The 13,229-nt window shown below is 73.2% G+C and carries 9 protein-coding genes, 5 tRNA genes and 1 pseudogene; 6 read left to right on the plus strand and 9 right to left on the minus strand.

Features of this window, described 5'->3' with window-relative positions; translation table 11 throughout:
- Positions 1 to 188: 188 nt before the first annotated feature.
- Entirely contained in the window at positions 189 to 1,010 is an 822-nt protein-coding gene (locus tag ACFYQA_RS35165) for an aminotransferase class IV (RefSeq protein WP_388926859.1), read from the minus strand.
- Positions 1,007 to 2,059 (minus strand): chorismate-binding protein, encoded by a 1,053-nt coding sequence (locus ACFYQA_RS35170; RefSeq protein WP_388926862.1) that lies wholly within the window; start codon positions 2,057 to 2,059, stop codon positions 1,007 to 1,009. Before ACFYQA_RS35170 ends, ACFYQA_RS35165 begins: the two co-directional genes overlap by 4 nt.
- 156 nt (positions 2,060 to 2,215) lie before the next feature.
- Between ACFYQA_RS35170 and ACFYQA_RS35175 the strand changes: the two genes are divergently transcribed.
- The 5 genes from ACFYQA_RS35175 to ACFYQA_RS35195 all read left to right on the plus strand — a co-directional run bounded on the left by ACFYQA_RS35175 (position 2,216) and on the right by ACFYQA_RS35195 (position 2,677).
- Positions 2,216 to 2,288 (plus strand) — tRNA-Gly (locus tag ACFYQA_RS35175).
- 36 nt (positions 2,289 to 2,324) lie between these two features.
- Positions 2,325 to 2,398: transfer RNA gene (locus ACFYQA_RS35180), tRNA-Cys, on the plus strand.
- A 1-nt stretch (position 2,399) separates the two neighbouring features.
- Positions 2,400 to 2,471, plus strand: a tRNA-Val gene (locus ACFYQA_RS35185).
- A 19-nt stretch (positions 2,472 to 2,490) separates the two neighbouring features.
- Positions 2,491 to 2,562 (plus strand) — tRNA-Val (locus ACFYQA_RS35190).
- Positions 2,563 to 2,605: 43 nt separating this feature from the next.
- Positions 2,606 to 2,677: transfer RNA gene (locus ACFYQA_RS35195), tRNA-Val, on the plus strand.
- 46 nt (positions 2,678 to 2,723) lie between these two features.
- Here the strand turns inward: ACFYQA_RS35195 and ACFYQA_RS35200 are convergent.
- From ACFYQA_RS35200 to ACFYQA_RS35215, 4 genes are all read right to left on the minus strand, one after another.
- Positions 2,724 to 3,017, minus strand: coding sequence for a zf-TFIIB domain-containing protein (locus ACFYQA_RS35200; RefSeq protein WP_388926865.1), 294 nt, complete (start codon positions 3,015 to 3,017; stop codon positions 2,724 to 2,726).
- A gap of 80 nt (positions 3,018 to 3,097) precedes the next feature.
- A complete protein-coding gene (locus ACFYQA_RS35205; protein WP_388926867.1) occupies positions 3,098 to 4,030 on the minus strand; it encodes a phosphotransferase in 933 nt (310 codons plus the stop codon).
- Between the two features lie 365 nt (positions 4,031 to 4,395).
- Positions 4,396 to 4,605, minus strand: coding sequence for a hypothetical protein (locus ACFYQA_RS35210; RefSeq protein WP_386399093.1), 210 nt, complete (start codon positions 4,603 to 4,605; stop codon positions 4,396 to 4,398).
- 279 nt (positions 4,606 to 4,884) lie between these two features.
- Positions 4,885 to 5,118, minus strand: a complete 234-nt coding sequence (locus tag ACFYQA_RS35215; protein WP_332426208.1) for a hypothetical protein — start codon at positions 5,116 to 5,118, stop codon at positions 4,885 to 4,887.
- A gap of 196 nt (positions 5,119 to 5,314) precedes the next feature.
- On the opposite strand from ACFYQA_RS35215, the pseudogene ACFYQA_RS35220 reads away from it, so the two are divergent.
- Positions 5,315 to 6,697 (plus strand): annotated as a pseudogene (locus ACFYQA_RS35220) (serine/threonine-protein kinase); the annotation flags it as partial.
- 155 nt (positions 6,698 to 6,852) lie between these two features.
- Here ACFYQA_RS35220 and ACFYQA_RS35225 read toward each other — a convergent pair.
- The 3 genes from ACFYQA_RS35225 to cobT all read right to left on the minus strand — a co-directional run bounded on the left by ACFYQA_RS35225 (position 6,853) and on the right by cobT (position 12,961).
- Positions 6,853 to 7,698, minus strand: a complete 846-nt coding sequence (locus tag ACFYQA_RS35225; protein WP_388926870.1) for a TrmH family RNA methyltransferase — start codon at positions 7,696 to 7,698, stop codon at positions 6,853 to 6,855.
- Positions 7,699 to 7,805: 107 nt separating this feature from the next.
- Positions 7,806 to 9,053, minus strand: coding sequence for a uroporphyrinogen-III C-methyltransferase (gene cobA / locus ACFYQA_RS35230; RefSeq protein WP_388926873.1), 1,248 nt, complete (start codon positions 9,051 to 9,053; stop codon positions 7,806 to 7,808).
- Positions 9,054 to 9,211: 158 nt separating this feature from the next.
- Positions 9,212 to 12,961, minus strand: coding sequence for a nicotinate-nucleotide--dimethylbenzimidazole phosphoribosyltransferase (cobT, locus tag ACFYQA_RS35235; RefSeq protein ID WP_388926876.1), 3,750 nt, complete (start codon positions 12,959 to 12,961; stop codon positions 9,212 to 9,214).
- Positions 12,962 to 13,229: the final 268 nt, after the last annotated feature.

The raw sequence follows: 13,229 nt of genomic DNA on the forward strand, positions 1-13,229 counted from the left end.
GAGCCTCACACCTTGCCCGCCTCGAACTCACAGCCTGAATCACCCTCACAACAGCCAGTTCGCGGATTTCCCAACGGAGTCCTGAAGGAGGGGGAGGATGTCAACACAGTCGTTCTACCCATGCGGCCGCCCGGATCAGCCGAACGTCATGGACCGGTCCCGTGCCCGGTCCCGGCCCCGGGGCCTCGTCACGGGTCGAGGTCGGCCGCCGCGTGTTCGTCGAAGATCCGCATGGCCTTGGCCGTGGCCGGGCCCGGGGCACCGGGCAGTTCACGGTCGTCGACGCGCCGCACGGCCTGCACGTCCCGCAGGGTGGAGGTGAGGAAGACCTCGTCGGCCCGCTGGAGGACGTCCATCGGCAGATCGGTCTCGGCGGCGCCGGTCCACTCGACGGCCAGCGCCCGGGTGATGCCCGCGAGGCAGCCGGAGGCGACCGGCGGGGTGTGGATCTCGCCGTCCAGGACGACGAAGACATTGGACCCCGTGCCCTCACAGAGCCGGCCGACCGTGTTGCCGAACAGCGCCTCGGAGGCGCCCTGTTCGCGGGCGCGGGCGAGGGCGACCACGTTCTCGGCGTAGGAGGTGGTCTTCAGGCCGGTGAGCGCGCCGCGTTCGTTGCGGGTCCAGGGGACGGTGATCACGGCGGTGGAGTCGGGGCGTCGGGTGGTGTCGCCCAGGGCGACGACGAGGGTCGGGCCGTGTTCGCCGCGGTCGGAGCCGAGGGGGCCGTGGCCGCCGGTGAAGGTGATGCGCAGCCGGCCGAGCGGCATCGGGTTGGCCTCGAGGACGGCCGCGCAGGCGCGGCGGACCTCGTCGAGGTCGGGTTCGGGCAGGCCGAGGCCGCGGGCGGAGCGGGCCAGCCGGTCGAGATGCCGGGTCAGCGCGAACGGCCCGCCGTTCACGGTTTTCACCGTCTCGAAGATGCCGTCGCCCACGGTCAGTCCGTGGTCGAAGACGGAGACGCGGGCGGACTCGATGTCCTGCAGCCCGCCGTCGAGCCAGATCTTCACCTCATGGTCCCTTCGCTCACCTCGTGTGCACCCGACGCTACCGCGAGCAGCCGGGACGCCTTCAGTTCGGTCTCCCGCCACTCCCCCTCCGGGTCGGAGCCCCAGGTGATGCCGGCGCCGGTGCCGAACCGGAGCACGGCACCGCCGTCCGGCTCCCGGTCGATCCAGAAGGTACGGATGCCCACCGCCAGCCCGGCGGCGCCCCGGTCGGCGTCGACCCAGCCGATGCCGCCGCAGTACGGGCCCCGGGACACCGGCTCCAGGGTGTCGATGATCCGCAGGGCGCTCGACTTGGGCGCGCCGGTGACGGAGCCGGGCGGGAACGCGGCGGCGAACAGCTCGGGCCAGCCGGCCCCGGACCGCAGCTCGCCCCGCACCGTCGACACCAGGTGCACCAGCCCCGGATGCTTCTCGACGGCGCACAGGTCGGGCACCGTGACGCTGCCGGTGGCGCAGACCTGGCCGAGATCGTTGCGGACCAGGTCGACGATCATCACGTTCTCGGCGTAGTCCTTGTCGAGGAGGTCGGCCTCGGTGCGTCCGGTGCCCTTGATCGGCCCGGACTCGACGACACGCCCCTCGCGGCTCAGGAAGAGTTCGGGCGACGCGGTGGCGATCTCCACGCCGTGCCCCGGCAGGCGGATCGTTCCTGCGTACGGTGCCGGGTTGCCGCGGGCCAGCAGGGCGGTGAGAGCGTCCACGTCGGCGCCGGCCGGGACGGGGGCGGACAGTACCCGGCAGAGGTTGACCTGGTACACCTCGCCGGCGGCTATGTGCTCGCGGATGCGCCGTACGCCGGACACGTACGCGGCGTGGTCCAGGGAGGACGTCCAGCCATCGGCGGCCGGCCCGCGCCAGCCGCCCGGCACCGGCGCGGGTACCGGCTGCTCGTGTACGTCACGGAAACGCGCGCAGGTCAGACGGCCCTCGAAGTCCGCGCAGACGGCCCAGAAACCGTGCGAGTCCAGGGCCGCCGGGTCGTCGGTGACATCGAGGAGACCGGTTGCGACGCGGCTGCCGAAGCGGGCGAGGGGTGGGAGATCGGGCACGCCGTCGAGTCTATGGCGAGGGGTTGTCGAGGTGACCTGGCCGTGTCCGTGAGCAGACGCAGCGCAGCACGCTGCACAAACGGGTTTTTGTGCTGGCCCCGGAATCCGCTAGAGTTCACCACGTCGCCGGAACGCGCAAGCGGACCGGACCGACAGGCGGACGTAGCTCAGTTGGTAGAGCGCAACCTTGCCAAGGTTGAGGTCGCGAGTTCGAACCTCGTCGTCCGCTCGAAGGATCGGGGGCCTCCCGGGCCCCTGCACTCCTGGTGGAGTGGCCGAGAGGCGAGGCAACGGCCTGCAAAGCCGTCTACACGGGTTCAAATCCCGTCTCCACCTCCATGGACGATTAGCTCAGCGGGAGAGCGCTTCCCTGACACGGAAGAGGTCACTGGTTCAATCCCAGTATCGTCCACTGGATCTTCGGATCCTCCGCGCGATTAGCTCAGCGGGAGAGCGCTTCCCTGACACGGAAGAGGTCACTGGTTCAATCCCAGTATCGCGCACGCAGCACCCATGATCCGCTCCTCGGAGCGTTCGTGGTCCCTAGGACGATTAGCTCAGCGGGAGAGCGCTTCCCTGACACGGAAGAGGTCACTGGTTCAATCCCAGTATCGTCCACATCACCCGGAACCCCCGGCCGCTCAGGCGGCCGGGGGTTCTGTCGTCAGGACGAGAAGAGCATGCGGCCGAAGCCCTTGTTCCGGTGGTGGCCGTAGTGGTGGCCACCGTGGTGACCGCCCTGCGGAGCGCCCCACGCGGGCTGGGGCGCCGCCGGGTACGCCTGCGGGGCCGCGGGAGGCGGCGGCGCGGCCGGCTGGGACCACTGGGCCTCCAGCCGGGTCAGCGACTCCAGCTCGCCGTAGTCGAGGAAGATCCCTCGGCAGCCGCTGCACTGCTCGATCTGGACACCGTTGCGGTTGTAGGTGTGCATCGGCGCACGACACTTCGGACACTGCATGATCGGTTCAACTCCTCGCCGGTCGGACCTGCTTCAGGTATCTCCAGGACAGACTCTGTCCGACTGCGGTCGGTTGCACCCTACTTCGTCGATTCGTGCGCCAATTCGGCTGGGACCGCGGCTATTCGCCGGCAGGCGTCGACCAGGGCGTGGTCCACCTCGTCCAGGGGCCGCCCGTCCGCCACCGCCTTGGTGACCGTCCGCGCGGCGGTCTGCACGGTGAGGGCGCGGGCCGGCACGTCCAGGACGGCCCAGGGGTCTTCGGCGGCGTCGAGGGCGGGCCCGCCCGCGGCCCGGTACGCGTCGAGGAACCGCCCCCACTCCTGCGGCGCCAGCAGCCCGCAGGCGAACCAGGCGGCGGGACGGCCGAGATCCCAGGCGGGGGTGCCCGCGCCCAGGTCGTCGACGTCGATCAGCCGCCAGGACGCTCCGGGCACCCGTACGAGCTGGCCGAGGTGGAGGTCGCCGTGGCACAGGGCGGCCGGCTGTGGCATGGGCGCCTCGGCGCGCGCCCAGGCCGGCAGGGTCGCCCAGGCACCCCGTACGGGGGCCACGGCCGGGTGGTCGCCGACGGCATGGAGCCCGGCGACGGCACGGGCCGCCTTCAGGGGGCCGCGCATGGCCGGCACCGACTCGGGGACCGGTGTGCGGTGCAACAGGGCGAGCAGGGTGCCGACGGCCTCCCAGGGGGCGGCGTCGGGATCGCCCGGGTCGACCGGGCTGCCGTACGGCCAGAAGGTCACGAGCCTGCCGTGCAGGTCGGCCGGTGCCGGACCCAGCGGGGGCAGGAACACGTCCGGGAGTTGGGAGGCGAGGGCGAGGCGCCGGGTCAGCCCGGCGGCGTCCGCCTCCGGCGCATGGGCCTTCGCGACGGTGTCCGCGTGCCGGACGACGGTGCCGTCGGGGCGGTCGGCGAGGGTGCCACTCACCTCGCAGGAACAGGTGGGGGTGCGGGTGTGGGCGATGCCTTCGGCCCGGGCGGTGAGTTCGGGAAGGAGGGTGATGGCTGTCATGGGGCTCCCTGGGTGCGGCCTCGGGAGAGAGTACGCGGGGGCGTGACCGGTACCGGCCGGTCACGCGGGGGAGGACACGACTGCCCGCGACGACGCACCGGTGGGCAGTGACGACTGCGGAAGTCGGCGGCACTCTCGAACACCGCCCACCGCAACAGCCTCATATGCACCGCAACCATTCATTGAGCAACCCCCACAGCCGGCAACCACCTCCGCGAAAGCGGCGCCGGTTCAGGCGCAAAAAGATGCCGGCGCAGCTCCCCAGCTGCGCCGGCATTCTTGCCGTCCGCCGCACCCCCGTCCCCACGGGGTTTCATGGGTGGATGTCCCCGCCCGGACCGCTCTTCCGGGCCTGGAGTCGCCGCTCAGCGCCCCAGCATCTCTCCCACGGACGACGCCTGTGTGGCCACCGTCTCCCACCCGTCGAAGACGAGGAGGAGCAGGACCGCCAGGGGAAGAGCCATCAGGGTCGCCACCACCGGGTGGCGACGGCCCTCGCGGCTCGGGCGGAACATGGCGGCGCCCGCCTTGTGTGCCCGGGTGCGGACGACTGTCCGCGCTGCCGTGTGGGCCATGACCCCTCTCCTGACCGTTTCTGTTGTCGTGATGCCTCGGGTGCTGCGTGCGAACCTTTGGCAGCGGCGGGCGTCCGACCTCGGGGGACGAGTACCGCACCCGCCGCTTGACCTCAAATCTAGGTGCCCTGCGCTTCCCTCACGTCATGCCCTCGTACCGATTGCCGGGCCTCCCGGAGGATGAGCCATGACCTGCGGCGTACTCCCCTGGGTGGAGACGGGCCACTCCGTGTCAGGGACATCCCCGAGGGGACGTCCGGGTCCGCCCCCTCTCGTCGCTCATGTCTCCGAGTCGTCCACCCGCGGCACCGGGTGCTCGACCAGCGCGAGGACCCGGTTTGCCATGAACCTGGCTGTTCGCACCGCAGTTCCCGTACGCGTGACTTCACTCACTTCGACCACACCCCGGCGCACCGCCGTCTCCACCCTGCGGCCCGCCCTGCTCGCCACCATCTCGTACGTGCGCGTCGTGTCCCCGGCGTCCACGACTATCTCCACACGGTCGCCCTTCATGTGATCAATCCCCCTTCGGTGCCGAATGGTTGGGACCACCACCTCGCGCGAACCCGGCCTGTCCGCGCACCCCCTGACCACACTTCAAGTCTCCCACCCACCACTGACAATCCGTCGCTCCGAGAGGGCGCGGCCTCTGCGCAAGGGCGCCCGGGGAAACGTAAGCTGTGGCACGTCACAGGACCGGGCAGCGGGGATGAACATGGTGATGATGCGCCTGAGGCGCGAGGACCCGCGCGTCGTCGGCTCTTTCAGACTTCACCGACGGCTCGGCGCGGGTGGGATGGGCGTTGTCTATCTCGGTTCCGACAAGAAGGGGCAGCGGGTCGCACTGAAGGTCATCCGGCCCGATCTGGCGGAGGACCAGGAGTTCCGTTCGCGGTTCGCGCGGGAGGTGTCCGCGGCGCGCCGCATCCGTGGCGGGTGTACGGCCCGTCTGGTGGCCGCCGACCTCGACGCGGACCGGCCGTGGTTCGCCACGCAGTACGTGCCCGGCCCGTCGCTGCACGACCGGGTCGCCGACGGGGGGCCGCTCGGCGCGGCCGAGGTCGCCGCGGTCGGCGCGGCCCTGTCGGAGGGGCTGGTCGCCGTGCACGAGGCCGGGGTCGTGCACCGGGATCTGAAGCCGTCCAACATCCTGCTGTCCCCGAAGGGACCTCGGATCATCGACTTCGGCATCGCCTGGGCCACCGGCGCCTCGACGCTCACCCACGTCGGCACGGCGGTCGGCTCGCCCGGCTTCCTCGCGCCGGAGCAGGTGCGGGGCGCGGCCGTCACACCGGCCACGGACGTGTTCTCGCTGGGCGCCACGCTGGCGTACGCGTCGATGGGCGACTCGCCCTTCGGGCACGGCAGTTCCGAGGTGATGCTGTACCGCGTGGTGCATGAGGAGGCCCATCTGCGGGATGTCCCGGACGCGTTGGCGCCGCTCGTCCGCGCGTGCCTCGCGAAGGATCCCGAGGAGCGGCCCAGCACGCTCCAGCTGTCACTGCGGCTCAAGGAGATCGCCGCCCGGGAGGGCCAGGGCTTCACCGGCGTACGTCCGCCGGCTCCGCGCGGCGCGGAGTCGGAGCGGGCGGCGGGGCACTTGGCCGACACCTACCCGGAGCGTGCGCAGCGCCGCGCGCCGGGGCAGCAGGGTGCGTCCGAGGGGCAGGCCACTCCCCCGCCGCACGACGCGACGCCGGGTCGCGGTTCCGGTCCGGCCGGAGGCGGGGCGCCGCGGCGCGGCAACCGGAGCGTGCCGGCGTCGCGCGGGGGCGGCACGTCACGCGGCGGCAGCGCCTCACGCGGTGGCGCCTCCCGCGGTGGCGCCTCCCGCGGTGGCAAGTCGCCCCGGTCCGGGTCACGGCCCACGTCGGGTTCCCGGTCCACGTCCGGGTCACGGTCCACGTCCGGTTCGCGGTCCGCGTCCGGGTCACGGGACTCGACGCGGTCGGGCACCGGCTCCCGTCGCCCCGGGCCCCGGACGACGGGTACCGGCCTGCGGCCGGCCAATCCACGGCTGCTCCTGCAGCGGTTGTTCGTGTTCGTCGTGGTGACACTGGTGGTCGCGGTCGGCATCGCCCTGATCCAGGGCTGACAGGGGCCGGCCCGCGGCCTCGGCGACGACGGCAGGGGCGCAGCGGCTGCCCGTCCGCCGGAGCAGAGCGCCGGCCTGCTCAGAACCGCCGGCTCCGTCCGATTCCCCGCCCGCGGCCCCGCCCGAGCCGGGACCGGACAGCCTCGGCGGGTTCACGGTGCCGGCGGGCTCCCCCCGTCCTGTCCCGTCGGCCGGCCCGTCGCCACCGCGTAGAAGGCGACCGCGGCCGCCGCGCCCACGTTGAGCGAGTCGACGCCGTGGGACATCGGGATGCGGACCCATTCGTCGGCGGCGACCAGGGCCCGGGTGGACAGCCCGTCGCCCTCCGCGCCCAGCATCAGGGCGACCCTGTCCATCCGGTGCGGGGCGGCCTCGTCGAGGCTCCGGGCCTTCTCGTCGGGGGTCAGGGCGAGCAGCGTGAAGCCCGCCTCGCGGACCGATTCCAGGTTCCTGGGCCAGTTGGTCAGCCTGGCGTACGGCACGGAGAAGACCGCCCCCATGGAGACTTTGACGCTGCGGCGGTAGAGCGGGTCGGCGCAGTCCGGGGAGAGCAGGACCGCGTCCATGCCGAGGGCCGCCGCCGAGCGGAAGATGGCACCGATGTTGGTGTGGTCGTTGACGGACTCCATGACCACCACCCGGCGGGCGGTGTGCAGCAGTTCGGCAGCCGTGGGCAGGGGGGTGCGCTGCATGGAGGCGAGCGCGCCGCGGTGCACGTGGTAGCCGGTGACCCGTTCGGCGAGTTCCGGGCTCACGACGTAGACGGGGGCGGGGAGTTCGTCGATGACGTCGCGCATGACGTCGGCCCACTTGGCCGAGAGCAGCATGGAGCGCATCTCGTAGCCCGCGTCCTTGGCGCGTCTGATGACCTTCTCGCCCTCGGCGATGAACAGGCCCTCGGCGGGTTCGCGTGTGCGGCGCAGTTCCACGTCGGTCAGGCCCGTGTAGTCGTGCAGGCGCGGGTCGTCGGGGTCCTCGACGGTGATGAGATCGGCCACGGGGTGATACTGCCTTGTCCTGAGTGTGGTGCCAACGGCCGGGATCGACCGTGTTACCGGGGGTTGCTTCCGGGGGTGCCGTCTGGGGCCCACAGGGCCGCGGAGGCCTACGAGGGCTGCGGGGCCTGGGCGGCCGGAGGCCCGACGTCCACGACCGCGCCGATGACGATGACCGCCGGCGGCTTGATCGCCTCGGCCCGGACGGTCTCACCGACCGTGGCGAGGGTGGCGTCGACGCGGCGCTGGGCGGCCGTGGTGCCCTCCTGGACCAGGGCGACCGGGGTCTGCGGCGACCTGCCGTGCGCCACGAGGGTCTCGGCGATCCGGCCGATCTTGTCGACGCCCATGAGCACCACGAGGGTGCCGGTCAGCTTCGCCAGCGACGGCCAGTCGACCAGGGAACGCTCGTCGTCGGGCGCGACATGGCCGCTGACCACGGTGAACTCGTGGGCCACACCGCGGTGGGTGACCGGAATCCCGGCCGCGCCCGGGACCGAGATGGAGCTGGAGATGCCGGGGACCACGGTGCACGCGATGCCCGCCTCGGCGAGCGCGTGCAGTTCCTCCATGCCGCGGCCGAAGACATACGGGTCGCCACCCTTGAGCCGCACCACCGACTTGCCCTGCTTGGCGTGTTCGATCAGCGCGTTGTTGATGGCCTCCTGCGCCATGAACCGGCCGTACGGGATCTTCGCCGCGTCGATCACTTCGACGTGCGGGGGGAGTTCGGCCAGCAGGTCGCGCGGGCCGAGCCGGTCGGCGATGACGACGTCCGCCTCGGCGAGCAGCCGGCGTCCACGCACGGTGATCAGGTCCGGGTCGCCGGGGCCGCCGCCGACGAGGGCCACGCCCGGGGTCCGGGCGCGGTGGTGCCGGGCGACGAGCGTGCCGTCGCGCAGACCCTCGACCACGGCGTCGCGGATCGCGGCGGTGTGGCGGGGGTCACGGCCCTTGACGTCCGTGGTGAGGACGGCGACCGTGACTCCCTCGCTGTGCCCGGTGGCCGGGGTCCAGGCCGTGGCCTGGTCGGCGTCGTCGGCGCGGACGCACCAGACGCGGTGGCGTTCGGCCTCGGCGGAGGCGCGGGCGTTGGCCTCGCCGTCACCGGTGGCGATCAGCGCGTACCAGGCGTCCGTGAGGTCACCCTCGGTGTAGCGGCGCCGCTCCCAGGTGATCTCACCGGCGTCCGCCATCGCCTCCACGGAGGGCGTCGCTTCCGGTGAGATCAGGACGATGGCCCCGCCGGCCGCGATGAGAGCGGGCAGCCGGCGCTGGGCGACCTGGCCGCCGCCGAGCACCACGACTCGACGGCCGGTGAGGCGGAGGCCCACGGGGTAGGCGGGGTGTTCGGCCATGAGGCTGCGGCTCCTCGTACAGGCGGGCGTGCGAGGGGCGCTACGGCAGTGGAGCGGCCCTGACGTGCGGTGTGCGGATGTGGGATCAGCCTACGGCGGGGGCGGGACGGTGACGACGGAACCCCGGACGTCGCGCCCCACCCCCTCCGGGGTGCCTGCTATTTCTCGGTGACGCCGGCCGAGTCGAACGTCGCCACCTCGTGCATGGCTCGCGCGGTGCTCTGCACCATCGGCAGGGCGAGCAGCGCGCCCGTGCCCTCGCCGAGGCGCAGGTCCAGGTCGACCAGCGGGCGCAGGCCCAGCTTGTTGAGTGCGGCCACATGGCCGGGCTCGGCACTGCGGTGCCCCGCGATGCACGCGGCCAGCACCTCGGGGGCGATGGCACGGGCCACCAGGGCCGCGGCCCCGGCGCTGACGCCGTCCAGGATCACCGGCGTACGCAGGGACGCACCGCCGAGGAGCAGGCCCACCATGGCCGCGTGCTCGAACCCGCCGACGGCGGCGAGGACGCCGATGGGGTCGGCGGGGTCCGGCTGGTGCAGTTCGAGGGCGCGGCGCACGACGTCGGTCTTGCGGACCAGGGTCTCGTCGTTGATACCGGTGCCCCGGCCGGTGACCTCGGCCGGGTCCGCGCCGGTGAAGACGGAGATCAGGGCGGCGGACGCGGTGGTGTTCGCGATGCCCATCTCACCGGTGAGCAGCGCCTTGTTGCCGGCGGCGACCAGGTCGCGGGCGGTCTCGATGCCGACCTCGATGGCCTGCTTGGCCTCCTCGCGGGTCATCGCGAGGCCGGCGGTCATGTCGGAGGTGCCGGCGCGGACCTTGCGCGGCAGCAGTCCCGGGGTGGCCGGGAGATCGGAGGCCACACCGACGTCGACCACGCAGACCTCGGCGCCCACCTGCGTGGCGAAGGCGTTGCAGACCGCTCCGCCGCCGAGGAAGTTGGCCACCATCTGGGCGGTGACCTCCTGCGGCCACGGGGTGACGCCCTGGGCGTGAACACCGTGGTCGCCGGCGAAGACCGCGACGGCCGCGGGCTCCGGAATGGGCGGCGGGCACTGGCGGGACAGTCCGGACAACTGCGCGGAGATGATCTCCAGCATGCCGAGCGCGCCGGCCGGCTTGGTCATCCGCTTCTGCCGCTCCCAGGCCTCGCCGAGTGCCTTGGCGTCCAGTGGGCGAATCTGCGCGACGGTCTCGGCGAGCAGGTCGTGCGGCTCCTCGCCGGGCAGCACACGCCTGCCGTACGTCTCCTCGTGCACCACCCACGACAGGGGGCGGCGCTTGGACCAGCCGGCCTGCATCAGCTCGGGCTCGTCCGGGAACTCGTCGACGTAACCCACGCACAGGTAGGCGACCACTTCGAGGTGCTCGGGCAGGCCCAGCGAGCGCACCATCTCGCGCTCGTCGAAGAAGCTGACCCAGCCGACCCCGAGGCCCTCGGCGCGCGCGGCGAGCCACAGGTTCTGGACCGCCAGGGCGGAGGAGTACGGCGCCATCTGCGGCTGGGTGTGCCGGCCCAGGGTGTGCCGGCCGCCGCGGGTCGGGTCGGCGGTGACGACGATGTTCACCGGGGTGTCGAGGATGGCCTCGATCTTCAGTTCCTTGAACTGCTTCGCCCGCCCCTTGGGCAGGGACTTGGCGTAGGCGTCGCGCTGGCGCTCGGCCAGTTCGTGCATGCTGCGCCGGGTCTCGGCGGAGCGGATGACGACGAAGTCCCAGGGCTGCGAATGGCCCACGGAGGGCGCGGTGTGGGCGGCCTCCAGGACCCGGAGCAGGACCTCGTGCGGGATGGGGTCGTCGCGGAACCCGTTGCGGATGTCCCGGCGCTCCCGCATGACCTTTTGCACGGCCTCGCGCTCGGCGTCGTCGTAGCCGGGGGCGGCGGGGCCGGCGACCGGCGCGGCGTGCACCGCTCCGGCGCCTCGGGTGTCGAGGTCGTCGGGGTTCTGGGCGAGTACGGGCTGGACCGGTTCGGGCCGGGTGGAGTCGGGCGGAGTCGGCCCGGCCTGGACCGGCTCGGTCTCCGCGGGCGGGTGCTCGCCCGGCGCGTTCCCTGCGAGGCCCTGCTCGTCCGGCGGTTCGGCGGCCGGTTCCGGGGCGGGAGCGACGGGAACGGCGCCGGTGTCGGCCTGGCGGGGCGCGGGGACCGGACCCGCGGTCTCCGGTACGAGCTGTTCCTCGACGAGGAGGGTCAGCGGCTGCGGCGGGGTCGGCGTGAGATGCGGGGTGGTCGGCACGACTCCCTCGACGGGGACGAACTCCCCCGGGGTCTGGTCCGGCCACGCTTCCGGGGGAACGCTGCCGGGGAGCGGCGTGGCGGCGCCGACGGGAGCGGCCGGGTCGGCAGTGGGGGCCTCGGGGCCCGAGGGGGCCGGGGAATCGGGAAGCGTCGCCCACGCCTCCTGGACGGGCGGGGCGAAGGGGGCGGCCGAGGTCTGCTGGGGGCCCTGCGCCGGGTGCGCGGCCGGGACGTACGGGCCACCCGGTTCCTCGGCCACGGGCTCGGCCACCGCCTGCTGAAGCACCGGCTCGGCTGCCGCGTCGGGGGCGGGCTCCGCTTCGGGAGCCGGCTCCGTGCCGGGGGCGGGCGCTGCTTCGAGGTCTGATACGACGGGCTCCGGCACCTCGGCGTGCTCGGGCGTCCGAAGGGCCGCGGCTTCGGGAGCCTGCGTCCGGTCGACGGGTGCGGCCGGTGCGGGGGCGGACGCCTCGGCGTCGTCCTGGGCCGCGCTGACGATGTCCTGCGGGTCTCCCGGGCCCGTGAACGGTTCCCGGGGTTCGTGGGCCACGGCGGAGGTGGCCTCGATCCCGCCGACGGCGGGGACACCCTCCGGCGCCTGGGCGGCCACGGCCTCCTGGACCGGAGAGTCCGGCGCCATGGCGACGACGGGGGCGGCGTCGGCCTCGGGCACCTGCACCTGCTCCTCGGCGGCCGGTGCCGGTACGGGGTCGGCGTCCTGACCCGCACCCTGACCCGCGGCCGGAACGAGGGGCGGTACGGGGTCCGCGGCGGGGCCGGTCTCGTACCCGGGGATCCCGGGCAGCCCGGCGATCACACCGGTCGCCGAACCAGAACCCGATTCCGTACCCGCGCCGGGCCCGGTCGCATCGGCTGCCGGTGCGGAAGAGCCCTCGGGTCCCCCGGGCCCCTCCAGGCCCTCCGGTCCCGGAGCCTCTTCCGGACCCGGCGCGGGAACGGCGTCCGTGACCGGCGCGCCCGTGGTGCTCTGCCGGTCCGCCGCGGCCTGCGGCACGGCCTGTGGCTGACCGGTGCCCGCCTCCGTCGCGACGCGTGCGACCAGTGCCTGGGCGGCACCCATGGGCTGCTGAGGCGGAGCAACCGTTTCCGCTCGGACGGTCGTAACCACCGCGGCGTGGGCGGCCCAGGGCTGCGCCGTCTGCGGGACCGCTTCCCGGGCGCGCGGCGCGTCGAGGTACTCGGGGCCGGCGGGCGGCGGGCCGGCCTGGCGCACCGGCACGTCGGCGGGGCCGCGGTCGGCAAGGGAGCGGACCGGGCCGGTGGTGGTGCTGGGAATGGGCGGGCCGAGGTGCAGCGGTCGGCGCGGCGTGGCCGGCACCTGCGACTCGTGCGTGACCGCGGGACCGGGCGCCTGCTGCTGCCCGAAATCGGGCAGGCGGACGCTACCGAGGTCGACCGAGCCTGTGTCCCGGCCGGACATCTCGTGCGGTCCCGGCTCGTGCACGGTCTCGACGACCGGCTCCGGCGCGGGTGGGGCGACCTCGTTGCCCCAGGCGCCCTGGGCACCCGGCAGCAGCAGGTCTTCGTCCTCGGCGGAACTGTCGGAGAGGTAGGTGTACGAGTCGGGCGCGGGGACGCCCGGCTGTTCCACCATGCCTGCGTTCTCCGGCTGTCCCTCGCCCGGGACCTGGCCGGTGTCGGTCATGCGTACCCCTCGCCCATCGGTTAGTGCTCCTACGACCAGCTCACCCGGAACGGCGCACCCGACCGCCCCACACTGAAGAACGAGCGTGCGTCCTCAGCGGTACGAACGGCCTGCCCTAAAAGGCGACAAAGCCGTTCACAGGCATTGTCGCTGCCGTACGGCCGCCGCGTCAGCTTGATCCGCGACGGTTCCGCTGTGGACTGCGCCACGTTGCGCGTCCTTGGGTTGTGCCGTACCACACACGCCCCGCAACGGGCGTGTTTTCGGG

Origin of the sequence: Streptomyces sp. NPDC005774, assembly GCF_042871645.1 — a bacterium.
GTDB classification, from domain to species: Bacteria; Actinomycetota; Actinomycetes; order Streptomycetales; family Streptomycetaceae; genus Streptomyces; species Streptomyces pratens.

What these genes read in the sequence shown, in the direction of transcription:
- ACFYQA_RS35210 (WP_386399093.1), bottom strand. Translation starts at nt 4,605, where the DNA reads ATGGCCCACACGGCAGCGCGGACAGTCGTCCGCACCCGGGCACACAAG.
- cobT (WP_388926876.1), bottom strand. Translation starts at nt 12,961, where the DNA reads ATGACCGACACCGGCCAGGTCCCGGGCGAGGGACAGCCGGAGAACGCA.
- cobA (WP_388926873.1), bottom strand. Translation starts at nt 9,053, where the DNA reads ATGGCCGAACACCCCGCCTACCCCGTGGGCCTCCGCCTCACCGGCCGT.
- ACFYQA_RS35200 (WP_388926865.1), bottom strand. Translation starts at nt 3,017, where the DNA reads ATGCAGTGTCCGAAGTGTCGTGCGCCGATGCACACCTACAACCGCAAC.
- ACFYQA_RS35215 (WP_332426208.1), bottom strand. Translation starts at nt 5,118, where the DNA reads ATGAAGGGCGACCGTGTGGAGATAGTCGTGGACGCCGGGGACACGACG.
- ACFYQA_RS35205 (WP_388926867.1), bottom strand. Translation starts at nt 4,030, where the DNA reads ATGACAGCCATCACCCTCCTTCCCGAACTCACCGCCCGGGCCGAAGGC.